We start from the raw sequence: 17,486 nt of genomic DNA, 5'->3' as shown, positions 1-17,486 counted from the left end.
TCATGACCGATACCACACGCCGCACCTTCGTGGCGGGTGCCGCCCTGGCCGCCGGCTCCACCGCCGCGGCCAGCGCCGCCGCCGCCGCAGCCGCAGCCGCGCAGACCGGCGGCACCCCGGCCGCGACCACGCCCGCCGCCGCCGCCTATCCCAAGCCGCCCTATCCGGTGCAGCGCCAGCCGTGGCCGGGTCTCGCCTCCAAGATGACGCCGCGCCCCGATCATGGCGAAACCAGTTACAAGGGATCCGGCAAGCTCGCCGGCAAAAAGGCGCTGATCACCGGCGGCGACAGCGGCATCGGCCGCGCCGCGGCAATCGCTTATGCCCGCGAGGGTGCCGATGTCGCGATCAACTATCTGCCCGCCGAAGAACCCGATGCGCGTGAAGTCGTCGCGCTGATCCGTGCCGAGGGCCGCAAGGCGGTCGCGCTGCCCGGCGACCTGCGCGACGAACGCTTCTGCCGCAAGCTGGTGCAACAGGCCGCCGAGCAGCTCGGCGGGCTCGACATCCTCGTCAACAACGCCGCGCGGCAGCAGACCCGCACCGGCATCGCCGACATCTCCAGCCAGGATTTCGACGATACGATGAAGACCAACGTCTATGCGCCGTTCTGGCTGACCAAGGCGGCGGTCGAGCGGATGGGTGCGGGCGCGGTGATCGTCAACACCTCGTCCGAACAGGCCGGCAATCCCTCGCCCGACATCGTCGATTATGCGATGACCCGCGCCGCGGTGCTCAACTTCACCAAGAGCATGGCCAAGCAGCTCGCCAGCCGCGGCATCCGCGTCAACGCGGTCGCGCCCGGCCCGTTCTGGACGCCGTTGCAGGTCAGCGGCGGCGCGACGCCCGACAAGCTCAGGAGCTTCGGCAGCGATTCGCCGATGGCGCGCGCCGGCCAGCCGGCCGAGATCGCCGGCCTGTACGTCGCCGCCGCCGATCCGGCGCTCAGCTATTCCACCGGCCAGATCTTCGGGTCGACCGGCGGCAACGGCCAGCCGGCGTAACGCCGGCGCTCCTCCCGCAAGGCAGGCCGCATCCCTCCCCTCCCGTTTCGGGAGGGGAGCCGAAGGGAAACACTTCCTTACACGGCGCGGCCGAACCGTTTCGGACCGGTGGCGTTATGGAAGCACATGCGGGGGCTCAGATCTATTTCATGCGTCGGCGCGGCCGGCCTGCTCACCGCGTGCAATCGGCATCAATCGGCGCTCGCCCCGTTCGGCGCCGATGCGCTCGACATCCGCCACCTGTTCCTGATCATGCTGGCCGGGTCGGTCGTCATCGCGATCGCCGTGGCGCTGCTGATGCGGCATGCGGTGCGCGCGCGCGAGGGCGCGCTGACCCATGCCGGCGGCATGCGGCTGGTGCTGTGGCTCGGCGGCATCGTGCCGACGATCGTGCTGCTCACGCTGCTCGTCTATTCCCTCCCCTTCATGAAGCCGCGCGAGGTGCGCCCGGTCGACATGCGGATCGCCGTCGAGGGCGAGCAATTCTGGTGGCGCGTCACCTATCGCCCGCCCGGCGGCGGCGCGGTGGAGACCGCCAATGAGGTGCGCATCCCCGTCGGCCGCACCGTCGCCTTCCGCCTGACCGCCGCCGACGTCGTCCACAGCTTCTGGATCCCCGGGCTGGGCGGCAAGATGGACATGATCCCCGGTCGCACCAACACGCTCGTCGTGCGCGCCGACACCGCCGGCCGCTACCGCGGCCAATGCGCCGAATTCTGCGGGCTCAGCCACGCGCTGATGGCGCTCGACGTCGTCGCGATGGAGCCTGCCGCCTTCGACGCCTGGCTCGCCGCGCAGCGCCGCCCGGCAACCCCGGCCGCCGCCGATCCCGGCGCGCGACTGTTCGCCGCGAACGGCTGCGCCGCCTGCCATGTCGTCGGCAGCGGCAGCGGCAGCGCGCGCGGCATCGGTCCCGACCTCAGCCATTTCGGCGCGCGCCAGACGCTCGCCGCGGGCATCCTGCCGATGACGACCACGAACGTCGCGCGCTTCATCCGCCATCCCGAAGCCACCAAGCCCGGCGTGCGCATGCCCGCCTTCCCGCAGCTGTCGCAAGCGGAGGCCATTGCCATCGCCCGCTATCTCCAGGGCCTCAAATGAGCCTCCACGCGCAAGACGATCCCCAGCTCCGCGCGGCGCAGGAGGCGCGGCTGCGCGCGGTGTGGAAGCCGCCGTCGGGCTGGTTCTTCCGCTGGACCGACGTCAACAACAACCGCATCGGCGTGTGGTACACGCTGACCGCGTTCGGCTTCATGCTGTTCGCCGGCGTGCTCGCGCTGGTGATGCGCACGCAGCTCGCGGTGCCCGACAACGACCTCGTCTCGGCGAACACGTTCAACCAGCTGTTCACGCTGCACGGCTCGATGATGATGTTCCTGTTCGCGGTGCCGATGTTCGAGGCGGTGTCGATCATCCTGCTGCCGCAGCTGCTCGGCGCGCGCGACCTGCCCTTCCCGCGCCTGTCGGCATTCGGATACTGGAGCTTCCTGCTCGGCGGCGTGTTCGTCGGCGGCTCGATCTTCTTCAACGCCGCGCCCGATGGCGGCTGGTTCATGTATCCGCCGCTGACCACGCGCACCGACCTCAGCGGCCTCGGCGCCGACATCTGGATGCTCGGCCTCAGCTTCATCGAGGTCTCGTCGGTCGCCGCCGCGGTCGAGCTGATCGTCGGCGTGCTCAAATGCCGTCCGCCCGGCATGCGGCTCAACCTGATGCCGCTCTACGCCTGGTATATCCTCGTCGTCGCGGTGATGATCCTGTTCGCCTTCCCGCCGCTGATCGCGGGCGACCTGCTGTTCGAGATGGAGCGGCTGCTCGGATGGCCGTTCTTCGACGCGGCCAAGGGCGGCGATCCGCTGCTGTGGCAGCATCTGTTCTGGATCTTCGGCCATCCGGAAGTCTATATCGTCTTCCTGCCGTCGATCGCGCTGTTCGCGATGATGATCCCCACCTTCGCGCAGCGCCACCTGCTCGGTTATCCGTGGATCGTGCTGGCGGCGGTCGGCACCGCCTTCCTGTCGTTCGGCCTGTGGGTCCACCATATGTTCGCGACCGGCCTGCCCAAGATCAGCCTCGCCTTCTTCTCCGCCGCCTCCGAAGCCGTCGCGATCCCGACCGGCGTGCAGATCTTCGCCTTCATCGCGACGCTCTGGGCGGGCAAGGTCAAATGGTCGGTGCCTTTGCTCTATGCCAGCGGCAGCCTCGCGGTGTTCGTGATCGGCGGGCTGACCGGCGTGATGGTCGCGATCGCGCCGTTCGACTGGCAGGCGCACGACACCTATTTCATCGTCGCGCACCTCCATTACGTGCTGATCGGCGGCACCTTGCTGCCGCTGTTCGGCGGCCTCTATTATTACTGGCCGCTGATCACCGGCAAGAAACTGTCCGACCGGCTCGGCCGCATCGCCTTCTGGATCATGTTCGTCGGCGTCAATCTCACCTTCTTCCCGATGCATCTGTCGGGGCTGGAGGGGATGCCGCGGCGCGTGTTCACCTATCCCGCCGATCTCAACATCGGCTGGCTCAACCTCGCCTCGACCGCGGGCGCCTATCTGTTCGCCACCGGCGTGCTGGTGCTGGTGATCGACCTCGCGCTGTCGCCGACGCGGCAGAAGGCGGTGCGCAATCCGTGGAACGCGGGCACGCTCGAATGGCTGGCGCTGCCGGAGGACGAGGATTGGGGCATCCGCTCGGTGCCGCTGATCGAGAGCCGCTATCCGATCTGGGACCAGACGGATTTCGTCGCCAAGGTCGACGAGGGCCGCTTCTTCCTGCCCGACGCCGAGGAGGGCCGGCGCGAGACGATCATCACCTCGGTGCTCGACGCGAAGCCGGTGTCGGTGATCCGCCTCGGCACGCCGAGCGTCAAGCCGATGATGACCGCGGTCGCGCTCGGCGCGGTGTTCATCCTCACCACCTATCACCTCTATCTGCTCTCGGCGCTGAGCGGCGTGGTGACGCTCGGCTGCGTCCTGTGGTGGCTGTGGGACACCGCCGAGATCCCGGAAAAGCCCGAAAAGCCGATCGGCCACGGCATCACCCTGCCGCTGTACATCGCGGGTCCGGCGGCGCCGGGCTGGTGGGCGATGTTCATCACGATGATGGCGGATGCCACCGCCTTTTCGGGATTGGTGTTCGGCTATTATTTCTACTGGACGATACATCCCGATTTCGGCGCCGGGTTCGACGGACCGGGAGTCTCTTGGCCGATCGTCACCTTGCTGCTGTCGCTGGCGAGCTGGGCGGCGACCGTCGCCGCCCGCGGCCTGCATGCGCGCGCCGCGGTGCTGCCGGCGCGGGCGCTGCTCGTCGCCGGGGCGGTGGCGGCGATCGCCAGCCTGGCCACCGGCCTGCGCTGCCTCGACGGGCTCGATCCCAAGGCGAACGTCTATCCGGCGATCGTCTGGGTGCTGGTGATCTGGACGATCGTCCACGCCGCGATCGGCGCGATCATGCAGGTCTATACGCTGGCGCGCAGCCTCGCCGGGCGGATGACGCCGACGCATGACGCCGACCTGCGCAACATCACCGTCTACCAGCATTTCTTCGCGCTCACCGCACTCGTCACCTATCTGACGATCGGCCTGTTCCCGGAGGCGGGGCTGTGAGGCGCTGGCTGCACCGCGCCCGCCGCCTCAGCGTCACGCTGTGGACGCTGATCGTGCCGCCGACGACCTGGGCGGTGCATTTCCTCTTCTCCTACCTCTGGGCGGCGGTGTCCTGCGCCAAGCTCGGCGTCTGGGCGCGGTTTCCGACCGCCTTTGCGATCGGCACGCTGGTCGCGTTGCTGGTGATCGTCGCGGCGGGCGTGATCGCCTGGCAGCAGGCGCGCACCCCCGGCGCGCCCGCGCCGCACGACGACGGCACCGACATCGACCGCCTCCGCTTCCTCGCTTATTCGACGCTGCTGCTGTGCGCGCTCAGCTTCGTCGCGGTCGTGTTCACCGCCATGCCGGTGATCGTGCTGAGCGACTGCCGGTGACGCGCGCCAGCCTCATCGCGGGACTCGCACTGCTGCCGGTCGGCTGGGCGCTGAGCGGCCAGGGCATGACCGGCCATATGGCGGCGCATATGATCGCGGTGGCGATCGCCGCGCCGCTCGTCGCGTTCGGCGTGCAGCACGGTCGCTGGGATCCCGCCACTCGCTGGCCGCGCCTTGCCGCGCCGCTGCCCGCCGCGCTGGTCGAGGCGGTGATCGTCTGGGGCTGGCACGTCCCCGCGCTGCGCCGCCTCGCCGATCACCAGCCGGCGTGGCTGATCCTCGAACAGGCGAGCTTCCTCGCCGCCGGGCTGCTGCTCTGGTCGGCGGTGCTCGCCCCGCGCCACCGCGCCGCGGGCGTCGGCGCCTTGCTCGTCACGTCGATGCACATGACCTTGCTCGGCGCGCTGATCGGCCTCGCGCCGCGTCCGCTCTACACGCACCACGGCGCCGATGCGCTGATCGACCAGCAGATCGCCGGCGTCGTCATGCTGCTGGTCGGCGGCGTCGCCTATCTGCTCGGCGGGCTGGCGATGCTCGGCCGGCTCCTCCAGACCCGAAGCGAGGCCCCGGCATGACGATCCGCATCACCTGGGCGCGCGCGATCGCGACGCTGGTCGGCCTCGCCGTGGCGGGGCTGCTGTTCGCCTGGTCGGGCGTGTTCAACATCGCCGCCTCCAGCGGCCACTGGCCGATCACCGACTGGTTCCTGCATTGGACGATGCGCAATTCGGTGCGCACCCATGCGGCCTTCAGCAGCCCCGACGATCCCGCCGACCGCTCCGGCCTGGTCAGCGCCGCGGGGCATTTCGCCAATGCCTGCGCGGTCTGCCACGGCGCCCCCGGCCTCAAGCCCGCGCCGGTGATGCAGGGCGCGACCCCGCCCGCGCCCGACCTTGCCGTCAACGCGAAGCAATGGACGGACAAGCAGCTCTTCTGGATCCTCCAGCACGGCGTCAAATATACCGGCATGCCGGCCTGGCCCGTGCAGGACCGCCCCGACGAGGTGCGGCGCATGGTCGCCTTCGTCCGCCGCCTGCCCGGCATGACAGCGGCAGAGTATGACGCCCTGGTCGCCGAGGCGAACCCCGGTGCCGAGCTCGCCACCTGCACTGGCTGCCACGGCACGGACGGCCGGGGGCGCGGCGCACCCGACATCCCCGTGCTCGGCGGGCAGGACCCGGCCTATCTGCTCGCCGCGCTGCAAGGCTATGCCGACGGCCGCCGGTCCAGTGCGGTGATGCAGCAGGTCGCGATGCGCATGAAGCCGGCGGCGATGGCGGACGCGGCGCGGCGCTTCGCCGCCATGCCGGGGCTCGGCGGCGCGCCCGCGGGCAGCGAAGCGGCGGCGCGGATCGTCACCGCCGGCCTGCCACGGCTGCAACTGCCCGCCTGCGCCAGCTGCCACGCGCCGGGCAAGGCCTATCCCGTCCTCGCCGGCCAGCGCGCCCCCTATATCGCCGCCCGGCTGCGCCATTGGCGCGGCGACGAGGCGGTGGTCGACGCGCGCAAGAGCCCGGCGACGATGCCGGTGATCGCACGCCGCATTCCCGAAGAGATGATCGACCCGCTCGCCCGTTATCTCGCTGGCCAGACGCGCTAATTCCGCCGCCTCGCCGAAGATCGGGCCGGACCGGCCCGTTCTTGGGTCGGACGGAGCCTGTCGTCAGCATTCCGGAACGTCACGTCGACAGGATCGGCCGCGACCCCATCGACGATCACGGCGAAGCGAGACGGACATGATCAAGAGAACCAAGCCATCGGAAAAGGTGCGGCCCGGTCCGATCGCATATGGCGCGATCGCGCTGCTCGTCATCGCCTGTCTGATCGCCTTCGGCGGCATGTACGAAGGCTGGTTCCGCTTCCTGCTCGACCGCTGAGCCGCATCGATACCCTATCCCTCCCCGCCAGAGGGAGGCCCATCGCCCATGCCCGCGATGATGAGGCTCGATCGGCATCCAGCTCCTACCCGTCACCCCGGACTTGTTCCGGGGTCCACCGGGCGACAAGAGCACGGTGTCCCCTCAAGCCGTTCCCCTCGCCGCAGGGTGGACCCCGGAACAAGTCCGGGGTGACGGGATGGGATTAGACGGGATCGACATTCCGCCAATTCTGCCGGCCAGAGCAGAACTACCGCCTATGGCTGCAATGATGAGGTTCGATCGGCGTCCTCCCCCTATCCGTCACCCCGGACTCGTTCCGGGGTCCACCGGGCCACAAGAGAACGGTGCCCCCTCAAGCCTTTCCCCTCGCCGCAGGGTGGACCCCGGAAAAGTCCGGGATGACGGGTGCGATTAGACGGACGACATCCAGTCCAATTCCTCCAAATCTTGAATGTCGATCCAGCTACCCAGATCCACCGCTCAAGCGGCGTCGCTAGCGATAGCGAGTGCAGACGCTGGTCAGACCAGATCAGCCGAATTCGGCTTCGGCCACCACGCAACTCCTCATAATCTGCTCAAAAGACAGCAACACCAATCCCCCGCATCCCTCACACCACGAACGCACCGCCGCCCACCACTGGTAAGGCCGATAATCCGATGCTATCGCAGTCGCATAGGAGAGGCAGAACCATGGCTGACCGTGTCACGCGGCTGATCGTTGCCGCGGCTCGTGGGACAGGCACCCCCAACGGGTCCGCCACGCCCGTCATCGAGCGCATCCGATGAGCGTCGGCCATCGTCGCGGCTGGCGCGGCATCCCGCTGCGCTGGCGGCTGATCGGCCTCGTCACGCTCGGCACGATCCTCAACTATCTCGCGCGGTCGACGCTGTCGGTGGCGGCGCCGCAGCTCAAGAGCGAATTCGGCATGACGACCGAGGATTACAGCTGGGTCGTGCTCGCCTTCCAGGCCAGCTACACCGTGATGCAGACCGTCGCGGGCAGCATGCTCGACCTGCTCGGCACGCGGCTCGGCTTCTTCCTGTTCGCGGTCGGCTGGGCGCTCGCCAACATGGCGCATGCGCTGGCGACCGGCTGGCCGAGCCTCGCGGCGTTTCGCGCGCTGCTCGGCGCCAGCGAGGCGGCGGCGATCCCCGCCGGCGCCAAGACGGTGTCGGAATGGTTTCCGCCGCGCGAACGCTCGCTCGCGACCAGCGTCTTCCAGATGGGCACCAGCGTCGGCAACATGATCGCCCCGCCGCTCGTCGCCTTCTGCATCCTCGCCTGGAACTGGCAGGCCGCCTTCGTCGTCACCGGCGGCCTCAGCCTCGTCTGGGCGTTCCTGTGGTATTGGGCGTATCGCAGCCCCGCCGATCATCCCGCGCTGAGCGAGGCGGACCGCGCCGCGATGACGCTGGCGCGCGGCGAAGACGTCGACGCCAAGCCGGCGACGCGCAAGGATCTGCTCAGGAGCCGCGCCTTCTGGGGCATTGCGGTGCCGCGTTTCCTCGCCGAACCGGCGTGGCAGACCTTCAACTTCTTCATCCCGCTCTATCTCGTCTCGGTCTGGCAGCTTGACCTCAAGAGCATCGCTCTGTGGGCGTGGATGCCGTTCCTCGCCGCCGATGTCGGCAGCCTCGCCGCGGGCGTGCTGCCGAGCTGGCTGATGCGCCGGGGCGTATCGCTCGTCGCCTCGCGCAAGATCACGATGACGATCGGCGCGCTGTGCATGATCGGTCCGGCGTGCATCGGCCTTGCCGCGTCGCCCGGAATGGCGATTCTGCTGTTCTGCGTCGGCGGCTTTGCGCACCAGATGCTCAGCGGCGCCCTAATCACCCTCTGCGCCGACATGTTCGACAGCCGCACTGTTGGCACCGCCAGCGGCATGGCCGGGACCTCGGCGTGGGTCGGCGGCATGCTGTTCACGCTGCTGATCGGCCAGAGCGCCGATGCCTGGGGCTATGATCCGCTGTTCGCGGCGCTGGCGGCGCTCGACCTCCTCGCCGCCGCGGTGTTGTGGAGCCTGTTGCGCGCCACGCCACGGATCGCGCCGCCCGCCGCAGGCCGTTGATGTGCGAAGAACTTGGCCGGGACGCGCGGAGCAGGATGGTCATCGGGCGGGGCCAGGGCTAATCGACCGCCGTGTCATCACCGCCCCGCATCCAGGTCCGCCCCGGCCTGCCCTATTTCGTCACCGAGCACGGCGCCGCCTGGACGCCGATCGGGCACAATGATGCGGTGACCTGGCCCGAACTGGCGCCGTTGTTCCGCCGGCGCGACACCGCGGCGGTCGAGCGGCACCTCGTCTGGCTGCGCGATCACGGCGTGACCTGCCTCCGGCTCATGCTCGAATATTGCCATGGCGAGCATCGCTATCTCGAGCGGCCCGTCGGGCGGTTCGTGCCGAACATGGTCGGGTTCTGGGACGATCTGTTCGCGCTGCTCGAAAAGGTCGGGATGCACGTGCTGCTCACGCCCTACGACACGTTCTTCATGTGGATCCGCTGGCGTCACCATCCCTACAATCGCGCCAACGGCGGGGTCTGCGCCAGCCCGCGGACGTGGCTGACCTGTGCCGAGACGCGCGCGGCGATCAAGCACCGGCTCGCCTTCGCCAGCGACCGCTGGGGCGGCAGCCCGGCGCTGTTCGCGTGGGACATCTGGAACGAAATCCATCCCGCGCACGGCGGCAACGATCCGGCCGCGGTGGCGCCGTTCATCGCCGATGTCGCCCCCTGGCTGCGTGCGCATGAGATCGCCCGGCGCGGGGTCGCCAACCTGCAGACCGTCTCGGTCTTCGGGCCAGAGCTGATCAACCATCCGACGCTGGTCGAGCCGATCTTCCGCCATCCCGACCTCGATGTCGCCAACACCCATCTCTACGAGCGCGGCACGATCGATGCGCCGCAGGACACGGTGATCCCCGCGCTCGCCGTCGCGCGGCTGATGCAGACCGCAGTCCACGAAGCCGGCACGGGTCGCCCGGTGTTCGATTCGGAACATGGGCCGATCCACAGCTTCAAGGACAAGAAGCGGACGCTGCCCGACGCGTTCGACGACGAATATTTCCGCCATATCCAATGGGCGCATTGCGCCAGCGGCGGCGCGGGCGGTGGCATGCGCTGGCCCAACCGCCACCCGCACGTGCTCACCACCGGCATGCGGGAGGCGCAGCGGGGGCTAACGGCGTTCCTGCCATGCATCGACTGGACGCGCTTCCGGCGCCGCAACCTGACCGGCGCGATCACCTGCGACGATGCCGGCGTCGCGGTGGTCGGCTGCGGCGACGACGCACAGGCGCTCGCCTGGCTGGTCCGCACCGACAGCACGAAGGCGGGCACGATCAGCCCGTGCGACGACGCGCCGATGGCGACGGTGACGGTTCCGGGGCTCGCCGACGGCGATTACAGTCTGGTCGAATTTGACACGCGCGCCGGCGCGATCCGGCGGCGGGCGACGGCAGCGAGCAGCGCCGGCCTGCTGCACGCGCCGCTCGGCCCGATCCACAGCGACCTTGCGCTCGCGGTGCGCCGGCAGGGCGCGGCCTAAATGACCGATGCCGCGACAGAGAATGCGGTGCCGCATACCCATATCCGACTCAGCGAGACCGCGCTTTACCCGCCGGTAAAGGCGTTCCTGGAGGCACAGGGCTTCGCGGTGAAGGGCGAGATATGCGGCTGCGACGCGGTCGGCATCCGGCCGGGCGAGCCGCCGATCCTCGTCATCGCCGAACTCAAACTGTCGTTCACGCTCGAACTCGTGCTCCAGGCGGTCGACCGGCTGCGCTGCGCCGACCAGATCTACCTCGCGGTCATCGCCAGCCGCCGCGGCCGCGATCAGGACGGCCGCGTCACCCGCCTGTGCCGGCTGCTCGGCGTCGGCCTGCTGACGGTCGACCTGCGGCTGAACACGGTGGCGGTGCTGTGCGAGCCGGTCGCCTACCGGCCGCGCGCCAACCTGCCGCAGCGCCGCCGGCTGCTCAAGGAACATGCCGGGCGCAAGGGCGACCCGACGCAGGGCGGATCGACGCGCCAGCCGATCATGACCGCCTATCGCCAGCGCGCCATCGCCTGCGCCCAGGCGATCGGAGCGGCAGAGATGCGGCCGCGCGACCTCACGCATCTCGCCGAGGATGCCGGCACGATCCTGCGCAACAACGTCTATGGGTGGTTCGAGCGGGTGCGCCCCGGCGTCTATCGCCTGTCCGCGGCGGGGCTGGCCAGCTTGCCTCCGCCGGCGCCCGCGCCCAAGGTCGCGGCATGACCGCAGACCGCGCCTTCGACCTCGTCCTGGTGTTCAGCGGCGGCAACGCGCTGGGGGCGTTCCAGGCGGGCGTCTACGAGGCGCTGGACGAACAGGGACTCGCGCCCGACTGGATGATCGGCGCGTCGATCGGCGCGATCAACGCCGCCGTCATCGCCGGAACCGCGCGGGAGGACAGGCTGGCGGCGCTGCGCGACATCTGGCGACCGCAGACGCCCATGCCCCTCGACTGGACCGCGCCCTGGCTGTCGGGTGCGATGGAGACCGGCCGGCGCACCTCCGCCGTGACCTGGACCGTCGCCGCCGGGCGGCGCGGCCTGTTCGGCCCTGCACTCTCCGCGCTGCTGCCATGGACCGACGACAAACCGTCGCTGTTCGAGACCGAGCAGTTGCGCGAGACGCTCGCCCGCACGATCGACTTCGACCGGCTCAACGCCGGCCCCTGCCGTTTCACCGCCACCGCGGTCGATCTGGAGAGCGGCGACGACGTGGTCTTCGACAGCCGGGAGCGGCGGATCGGCCCTGATCATATCCGCGCCAGCGCCGCGCTGCCGGTATTCTTTCCGCCCGTCGCGATCGACGGGCGCTGGCTGGTGGACGGCGGGATCGCCGCCAACCTGCCGCTCGATCCGGTGCTCGCCGATCCGCCGCCGCGGCCGACGCTGTGCATCGCGGTCGACCTGCTGCCGCTCGACGGCGCGCGGCCGGCGACGCTCGGCGAGGCGGCGAGCCGCATGCAGGACCTGATGTTCGCCGCCCAATCCCGCCGCACCATCGCGCGCTGGCAGGCTGTCTATGCCGGCCGCACCGACCGTCAGGTCTCGCTGGTGCGGGTGCCCTATACCGAGCAGCAGGACGAGGTCGCGGGCAAGGCGCTCGATTTCTCCGCCCGCACGATCGAGCAGCGCTGGGCGGCGGGGCTCGCTGCGGGCCGGCGTGTCGTGGCGCGCTTGCAGGCGGGTCGCCTGTCGATCGGCGTGCCCGGGCTCACCGTCGTCGCGCCGGACGACGACTGACCGTCAGGACCGCGCCTTGCGGCGGATCGCGCGCAGGTCGATGCCGAGCCGGTTGACCCGGTAATAGAAGGTCTTGCGCGGCAGCTTGAGCGCCTGGATCGCCGCGGCGATCTCGCCGTCGGCAGCGGCGATCGCATCGATGATCGTCGCCCGTTCGAACGCATCGAGCCGTTCCGGCAGCGACGCCGGTTCGCCGCTGCTCGGGGCACCATCGTCGAGGCCCAGGCAGATGCGCTCCGCCGCTTTCTCCAGTTCGAGCACGTTGCCCGGCCACGGCCGCGCCGCCACCCGCATCGCGTGATCGGCGAGCGCCGGCACGGCGCAGCGATGCCGTTCGGCGGCGCGCGCCGCGAAATGCGCGAAGAGCATCGGAATGTCCTCCTTGCGCTCGGACAGCGGCGGCAGGCGCAGCGGCACGCCGGCCAGCAGATGGAACAACCCCGGCAGGATACGGTCGCGCTGCCCCTCCTCGAGCGCGGCGACGATCCGCACGTCGACCGCATGCGGATCGCGCCCGTCGAGCGGCAACGCGCGCGTCTCGGCGAAATGCGCGAGCCGGTTCTGCAATTCAGGCCCGGCGGCTTCGAGATGGTCGAGGAACAGGGTGCCGCGATGCGCGCGGTCGATCGGCCCGTTGCGCGCGAACAATTCGCGTTCGACCAGCGCGACCGGCACCGTCGCGCAATCGATGACGAGGAAGCGGTGGCGCGCGCGCCGCCCGGCGCGATGGACCAGCCGCGCGAAATGCTCGCGCCCCGTCCCCACCTCGCCCTCGATCACCAGATCGAGCGGCGCGTCGGCGAGCAGCGGGATCATGCCGCGCAGCCGCCGGATCGCGAGACTGTCGCCGATCAGCGTCTCACCCTGCTGTTCGTCGGCCAGCGCGCGCAGCCGCCGGTTCTCCAGCGTCAGCCCGCGCGCGGTCGCCGCCCGCACCGCCGCCGCGACCAGAGCCTCGGGATCGAACGGCTTGGAGAGGAAGTCCCACGCGCCGTTCTTGATCGCCTCGACCGCCATGCCGATGTCGCCATGGCCGGTGAGCAGCAGCACCGGCAGGTCGGGATCACGGCCGCGCACCGCATCCATCAGCTCCAGCCCCGACATGCCCGGCATGCGTACGTCGGTGATGACGATACCGGGAAAGTCGGCGGTGAGTTCAGGCAGCGCGCTGCCTGCGTCGGTGAAGGGGCGTACTTGGAAGCCGTGCAGGGTGAGCAATTGCGTCGCGGCGTTTCGCAAATCCGCCTCATCGTCGACCAATGCGACGACCAATGCCTTGTCCATCGTGGTCATGCGCGTCGCATCCCGATCTCGAACAGCGCCCCGCTCGCGGAGGGCAGATGATGCAGCCAGCCGCCAAGGTCGGCCATGATGTCCTGCGCGATGACCAGCCCGAGGCCGAGGCCGGCCTCGCGGCTGGTGTTGAACGGCTTGAACAGGCCGGCGGCGATCGCGGGGTCGATGCCGGGGCCGCTGTCCGCGACCCGCAGCCGCACCTCGGCCTCGTCCTCGATCAGGGTGAGCGTGATGCGCCGTTCGGCCCGGCCGGCGAGCGCATCGAGCGCATTCTGGACAAGGTTGACCAGCACCTGTTCGAGGCGGACCTTGCCGCCGACGACCATCAGCGCCGGATCGACCGCCGGCCGCTCGAGCACCGCCTCCTTGAGCTGCTCGCGCACGATCAGCAGCGCGCCGTCGATCACCTCGGCGAGCGAGACGGGGCGCAACTCGCGCGGCTGGCGGCGCGAGAAGGCGCGAAGCTGCGCGGTCACCACGCCGACCCGGTCGGCGAGTTGCGCGATCGTGCGCAAATTGGCGCGCACCGCGTCGGGATCGTCGCGGTCGAGCAGCATCCGGCTGGTTTCCGCGTAAGTGCGGATCGCCGCCACCGGCTGCGCGGTCTCGTGCGCGACACTGGCGGTGATCTGGCCGAGCGAGGCGAGCCGGTTCGCCTGCCGCAGCCCCTCGCGCAATTCGGCGCCGCGCGCGTCGGATCGCGCCCGTTCCGCCGCCTCGCGGCGCAGGTCGGCGGTGCGCTCGGCCACCGCAGCCTCGAGTTCAGCGGTCCGCCGGCGGGTCGCGAGGTGGCGCTGGCGCAGCGCCCAGGCGATCACGCCGAGCGCCACGACGCTCGCCCCGGCCGCCGCCGCGGCGAACCATCGCGCCGCCGCGATCGCCCGGTCGACGGGGCGCATCTGCACCAGTCGCCAGCCCGGCTGGCTGACCGGCACCGCATGCGCGACGAACGAGGGCCCCACGCCGCCGATCCGCACCCGTCCGTCGCCGACCGGCACCAGCGCCACCCTCGTCTGCCCGCCGCCGCGCCCCGTCGACGCGCCATGCGCGACCGTGGCGAAGCGCCAGCCCGGGCGGCTGGTGACGAGGATGCGCTGCCCGGCGTCGTGGACGAAGCTGATGCCACCGCTGCGCGCCCAGGCCCGTTCGATCCGGTCGAATTCCAGCTTGATGACGGTGATGCCGCCAGCCGCCGCGCGCGCGGCGAGATAGAGGCCGGGGCGCTGGCTGACGCTGCCGATCGCGAAATGGCTTCCCTCCCCGGTCGCCTTCGCCTGCCGGACATAGGGGCGGGTGCGATAGTCGATGCCGACGAAGGCGCGCGGGCTGCGCCAGTTGCTTGCCGCGATCGACCAGCCGTCCGGGCCGACGACATAGATCGCCGGTGCGCCGGTGACATGCGCCAGCGCCTCCAGCTTGCGGTTGAGCGCCGAGCGCGCCGCAGCGGTGCCGGTGATCGCCGCGGCGACGTTGCGGTCGTCGGCGAAGGTCAGCGGCAACAGCCGGAAGCGCGCGATCTCGCTGTCGAGCAAGGCGGCACGCAGCCGCGCGTCCTGCGTCACCTCGACCTGCTGCTGCGCGATCGTCCGCCGCTGCGCGATCGTGCCGGCGAGGATCGCGGCAGCGACCGCGAGCAGCAGCACGCCTGCCAGCCACGGCCAGCCGCGGATCAGGGAGCGGAGACTCACCCCCAAGTCTTTAGGCCCCTGCCCGGCCCGCGGCAAGATGTTGCACTTTCCGGGATGGCGATGTGTCACTTCTTGCCCAAGACGGAGCCCGGAGCAGGGCTCGATGACCCCCAAACCCGCACGATTCCGCCGTTTCTTCCGGATGTCGTTTTCTGCACAGTCCGCAGGCCGGCATGGGGCACAAGCAGCGCACACGTTCGCCGTGCTCCGTCCGGGGTGCGGCGACGGCGGCGGCGGCCGGGATCAGCCTGGCGCCGCCGTCCCGATATCATCCCGCTCCGACCGCGCCGTCCTATGACGTCGTATCGGAAGCGGTTGCAGAAGGATCATGCGATGCCTGACGAAATTCGCGCGGCGGCCCCCGCCGTGGACAGTTCGCCCCTCTCGGCGCCCGCCATCACCCGCCGCGGCCTGATCGGCTCGGTCGTCGCCGCGGGTGGCGCCTCACTGCTGCCGGCGGCGGCACGCGCGCAGGAGCGCACCGAGCACACGGTCGACGTGCTGCTGATCGGCGGCGGCATCATGAGCGCGACGCTCGGCGTGCTGCTGCGCCAGCTCGAACCGACCTGGACGATCGAGATGGTCGAGCGGCTGGACCGCGCGGCGGGCGAGAGTTCGGACGGGTGGAACAACGCCGGCACCGGCCATTCGGCGCTGTGCGAGCTCAACTACACGCCGGTCAACGCCGCCGACGGCCGCGTCGAGATCGCCAAGGCGATCGAGATCAACGAGCAATGGCAGATTACCCGCCAGTTCCTCAGCCACCAGCTGCGCGCCGGCGTGCTCAGCGATCCCCGCGCCTTCATCAACTCGACGCCGCACATGAACCTCGTCTGGGGCCGCGAGAACGTCGCCTTCCTGCGCAAGCGGCATGCGGCGCTCGGCGCCAGCCCGTTGTTCTCGGGAATGGAATTCACCACCGACCCGCATCAGATCGGGCAATGGGTGCCGCTGATGATGGAGGGGCGCAGCGGCGGCCTGCCGCTGGCGGCGACACGCTCGCCGCTCGGCACCGATTGCGACTGGGGCGAGGTGACGCGGCAATATGTCACGTCGCTCGGCCGCCAGCAGGGCGTGACGATGACCGCCGGCTATGAGGTGCGCAAGCTCGAGCGCAATGCGGACAAGAGCTGGCGCGTCACCGCCGAGGCGACCAACGGCGGCGGCAAAAGGATCATCAACGCGCGCTTCGTCTTCGCCGGCGCTGGCGGCGGCGCGCTGCCGATCCTGCAGGCGTCGGGCATTCCAGAGGCGGACAATTACGCCGGCTTCCCGGTCGGTGGCTCGTTCCTCGTCTCGGAGAAGCCGGAGATCGCCAACCGCCATCTGGCCAAGGTCTACGGCAAGGCGGCGGTCGGCTCGCCGCCGATGTCGGTGCCGCATCTCGACACGCGCTATTTCGACAAGCGCCGCGCGCTACTGTTCGGCCCGTTCGCGACCTTCTCGACCAAATTCCTCAAGCACGGCTCCTATTTCGACCTGCCGGCGTCGGTAACGCTCGACAATTTCCGGCCGATGGTCGCGGTCGGCTGGGACAATTTCGACCTGGTCGAATATCTCGCCGGCCAGCTGATGATGTCCGACGAGGACCGGCTGAAGGCATTGCGCGAGTATCTGCCCGGCGCCCGCGGCGAGGACTGGAAGCTGTGGCAGGCGGGGCAGCGCGTGCAGATCATCAAGCGCGATCCCAAGAAGGGCGGCGTGCTCAAGCTCGGCACCGAGATCGTCGCGTCGCAGGACGGCTCGATCGCCGCGCTGCTCGGCGCGTCGCCGGGTGCCTCGACCGCACCGGCGATCATGCTCAACCTGCTCAAGACGGTCTTCCCCAAGCGCCTCGCGACCGCGGCGTGGCAGGATACGCTGCGCACGATCGTGCCCTCCTACGGCATCGCGCTCAACGACCATCCCGATCTGCTAGCGCAGGAATGGGCGCAGACCAACGACGCGCTCCAGCTGACGACGCCGCCGCCGGCGGTTCACATCGCCACCCGGCCCCGCCCCGCCGCCACCCGCGTCAAGGCCGACCGCCACCCCGACCTGGCGCTGTAACGGCGGACAACACCGGCGCGATCACGGTCGCGCCGGTGGTGCCGGTCCCCGTGCAATTCCCCTATCCACGTCGCGCGAGAGCGCCTAAGCCATCGGCATCCCCGGGGGGCCGCTGATGCGCGGCTGAGAGGTGGGCAGCAGCCCATGACCCGCTGAACCTGATCCGGGTGATACCGGCGTAGGGAGGGTCTGCGGCGCGGCCGTCGTTCCTCCGATGAAGTGGATGTGGACGATTTCGGCTCGTAATTCCCGTTTCGATCGACCCGCGCGGCGCCGCCGCGTGCTGGCTGTGCCGGCGTTGCTGCTCGCC

At 70.1% G+C, this 17,486-nt stretch carries 14 protein-coding genes and 1 riboswitch; of the genes, 12 read left to right on the top strand and 2 right to left on the bottom strand.

The window, feature by feature from the left end; genetic code table 11:
- Positions 1–2: 2 nt before the first annotated feature.
- From HD841_RS17675 to HD841_RS17625, 11 genes are all read left to right on the top strand, one after another.
- Entirely contained in the window at positions 3–1,004 is a 1,002-nt protein-coding gene (locus tag HD841_RS17675) for an SDR family oxidoreductase (protein WP_218845632.1), read from the top strand.
- 126 nt (positions 1,005–1,130) lie between these two features.
- On the top strand, positions 1,131–2,105 hold the full coding sequence (gene coxB / locus HD841_RS17670; RefSeq protein ID WP_179510214.1) for a cytochrome c oxidase subunit II: 975 nt from the start codon (positions 1,131–1,133) through the stop codon (positions 2,103–2,105).
- Positions 2,102–4,612: a cytochrome c oxidase subunit I gene (gene ctaD, locus HD841_RS17665; protein WP_179510213.1), complete on the top strand. Its 2,511-nt coding sequence runs from the start codon at positions 2,102–2,104 to the stop codon at positions 4,610–4,612. Before coxB ends, ctaD begins: the two co-directional genes overlap by 4 nt.
- Entirely contained in the window at positions 4,609–4,986 is a 378-nt protein-coding gene (locus tag HD841_RS17660; protein WP_179510212.1) for a hypothetical protein, read from the top strand. Before ctaD ends, HD841_RS17660 begins: the two co-directional genes overlap by 4 nt.
- Positions 4,983–5,561, top strand: a complete 579-nt coding sequence (locus tag HD841_RS17655) for a cytochrome c oxidase assembly protein (protein ID WP_179510211.1) — start codon at positions 4,983–4,985, stop codon at positions 5,559–5,561. The genes HD841_RS17660 and HD841_RS17655 overlap by 4 nt, the downstream gene beginning before the upstream one ends.
- Positions 5,558–6,586 carry a c-type cytochrome gene (locus tag HD841_RS17650; RefSeq protein ID WP_179510210.1) on the top strand — a complete coding sequence of 343 codons (1,029 nt, stop codon included), beginning with the start codon at positions 5,558–5,560 and terminating at the stop codon, positions 6,584–6,586. The genes HD841_RS17655 and HD841_RS17650 overlap by 4 nt, the downstream gene beginning before the upstream one ends.
- A 136-nt stretch (positions 6,587–6,722) precedes the next feature.
- Positions 6,723–6,863, top strand: coding sequence for a hypothetical protein (locus tag HD841_RS17645; protein WP_179510209.1), 141 nt, complete (start codon positions 6,723–6,725; stop codon positions 6,861–6,863).
- A 785-nt stretch (positions 6,864–7,648) separates the two neighbouring features.
- Complete coding sequence (locus tag HD841_RS17640; protein ID WP_179510208.1) at positions 7,649–8,935, top strand: MFS transporter; 1,287 nt, start codon at positions 7,649–7,651, stop codon at positions 8,933–8,935.
- 71 nt (positions 8,936–9,006) lie between these two features.
- Positions 9,007–10,413, top strand: coding sequence for a hypothetical protein (locus HD841_RS17635; RefSeq protein ID WP_218845631.1), 1,407 nt, complete (start codon positions 9,007–9,009; stop codon positions 10,411–10,413).
- Positions 10,414–11,127 carry a DUF2161 domain-containing phosphodiesterase gene (locus HD841_RS17630; RefSeq protein ID WP_179510207.1) on the top strand — a complete coding sequence of 238 codons (714 nt, stop codon included), beginning with the start codon at positions 10,414–10,416 and terminating at the stop codon, positions 11,125–11,127.
- A complete protein-coding gene (locus HD841_RS17625; RefSeq protein WP_218845630.1) occupies positions 11,124–12,143 on the top strand; it encodes a patatin-like phospholipase family protein in 1,020 nt (339 codons plus the stop codon). The genes HD841_RS17630 and HD841_RS17625 overlap by 4 nt, the downstream gene beginning before the upstream one ends.
- A gap of 3 nt (positions 12,144–12,146) precedes the next feature.
- Here the strand turns inward: HD841_RS17625 and HD841_RS17620 are convergent, their stop codons facing one another.
- Entirely contained in the window at positions 12,147–13,436 is a 1,290-nt protein-coding gene (locus tag HD841_RS17620) for a sigma-54-dependent transcriptional regulator (protein WP_257015739.1), read from the bottom strand.
- Positions 13,433–15,127, bottom strand: coding sequence for an ATP-binding protein (locus HD841_RS17615; protein ID WP_373563062.1), 1,695 nt, complete (start codon positions 15,125–15,127; stop codon positions 13,433–13,435). The genes HD841_RS17620 and HD841_RS17615 overlap by 4 nt, the downstream gene beginning before the upstream one ends.
- 333 nt (positions 15,128–15,460) lie before the next feature.
- Between HD841_RS17615 and mqo the strand changes: the two genes are divergently transcribed.
- Positions 15,461–17,176: a malate dehydrogenase (quinone) gene (mqo, locus tag HD841_RS17610; RefSeq protein WP_179510206.1), complete on the top strand. Its 1,716-nt coding sequence runs from the start codon at positions 15,461–15,463 to the stop codon at positions 17,174–17,176.
- 99 nt (positions 17,177–17,275) lie between these two features.
- A riboswitch (TPP riboswitch) is annotated at positions 17,276–17,364 on the top strand.
- Positions 17,365–17,486 lie beyond the last annotated feature (122 nt).

This window comes from Sphingomonas melonis (assembly GCF_013409985.1).
In the GTDB taxonomy this organism is placed as follows: domain Bacteria; phylum Pseudomonadota; class Alphaproteobacteria; order Sphingomonadales; family Sphingomonadaceae; genus Sphingomonas; species Sphingomonas melonis_A.
This window is presented reverse-complemented; position numbering and strand designations above follow the sequence as displayed.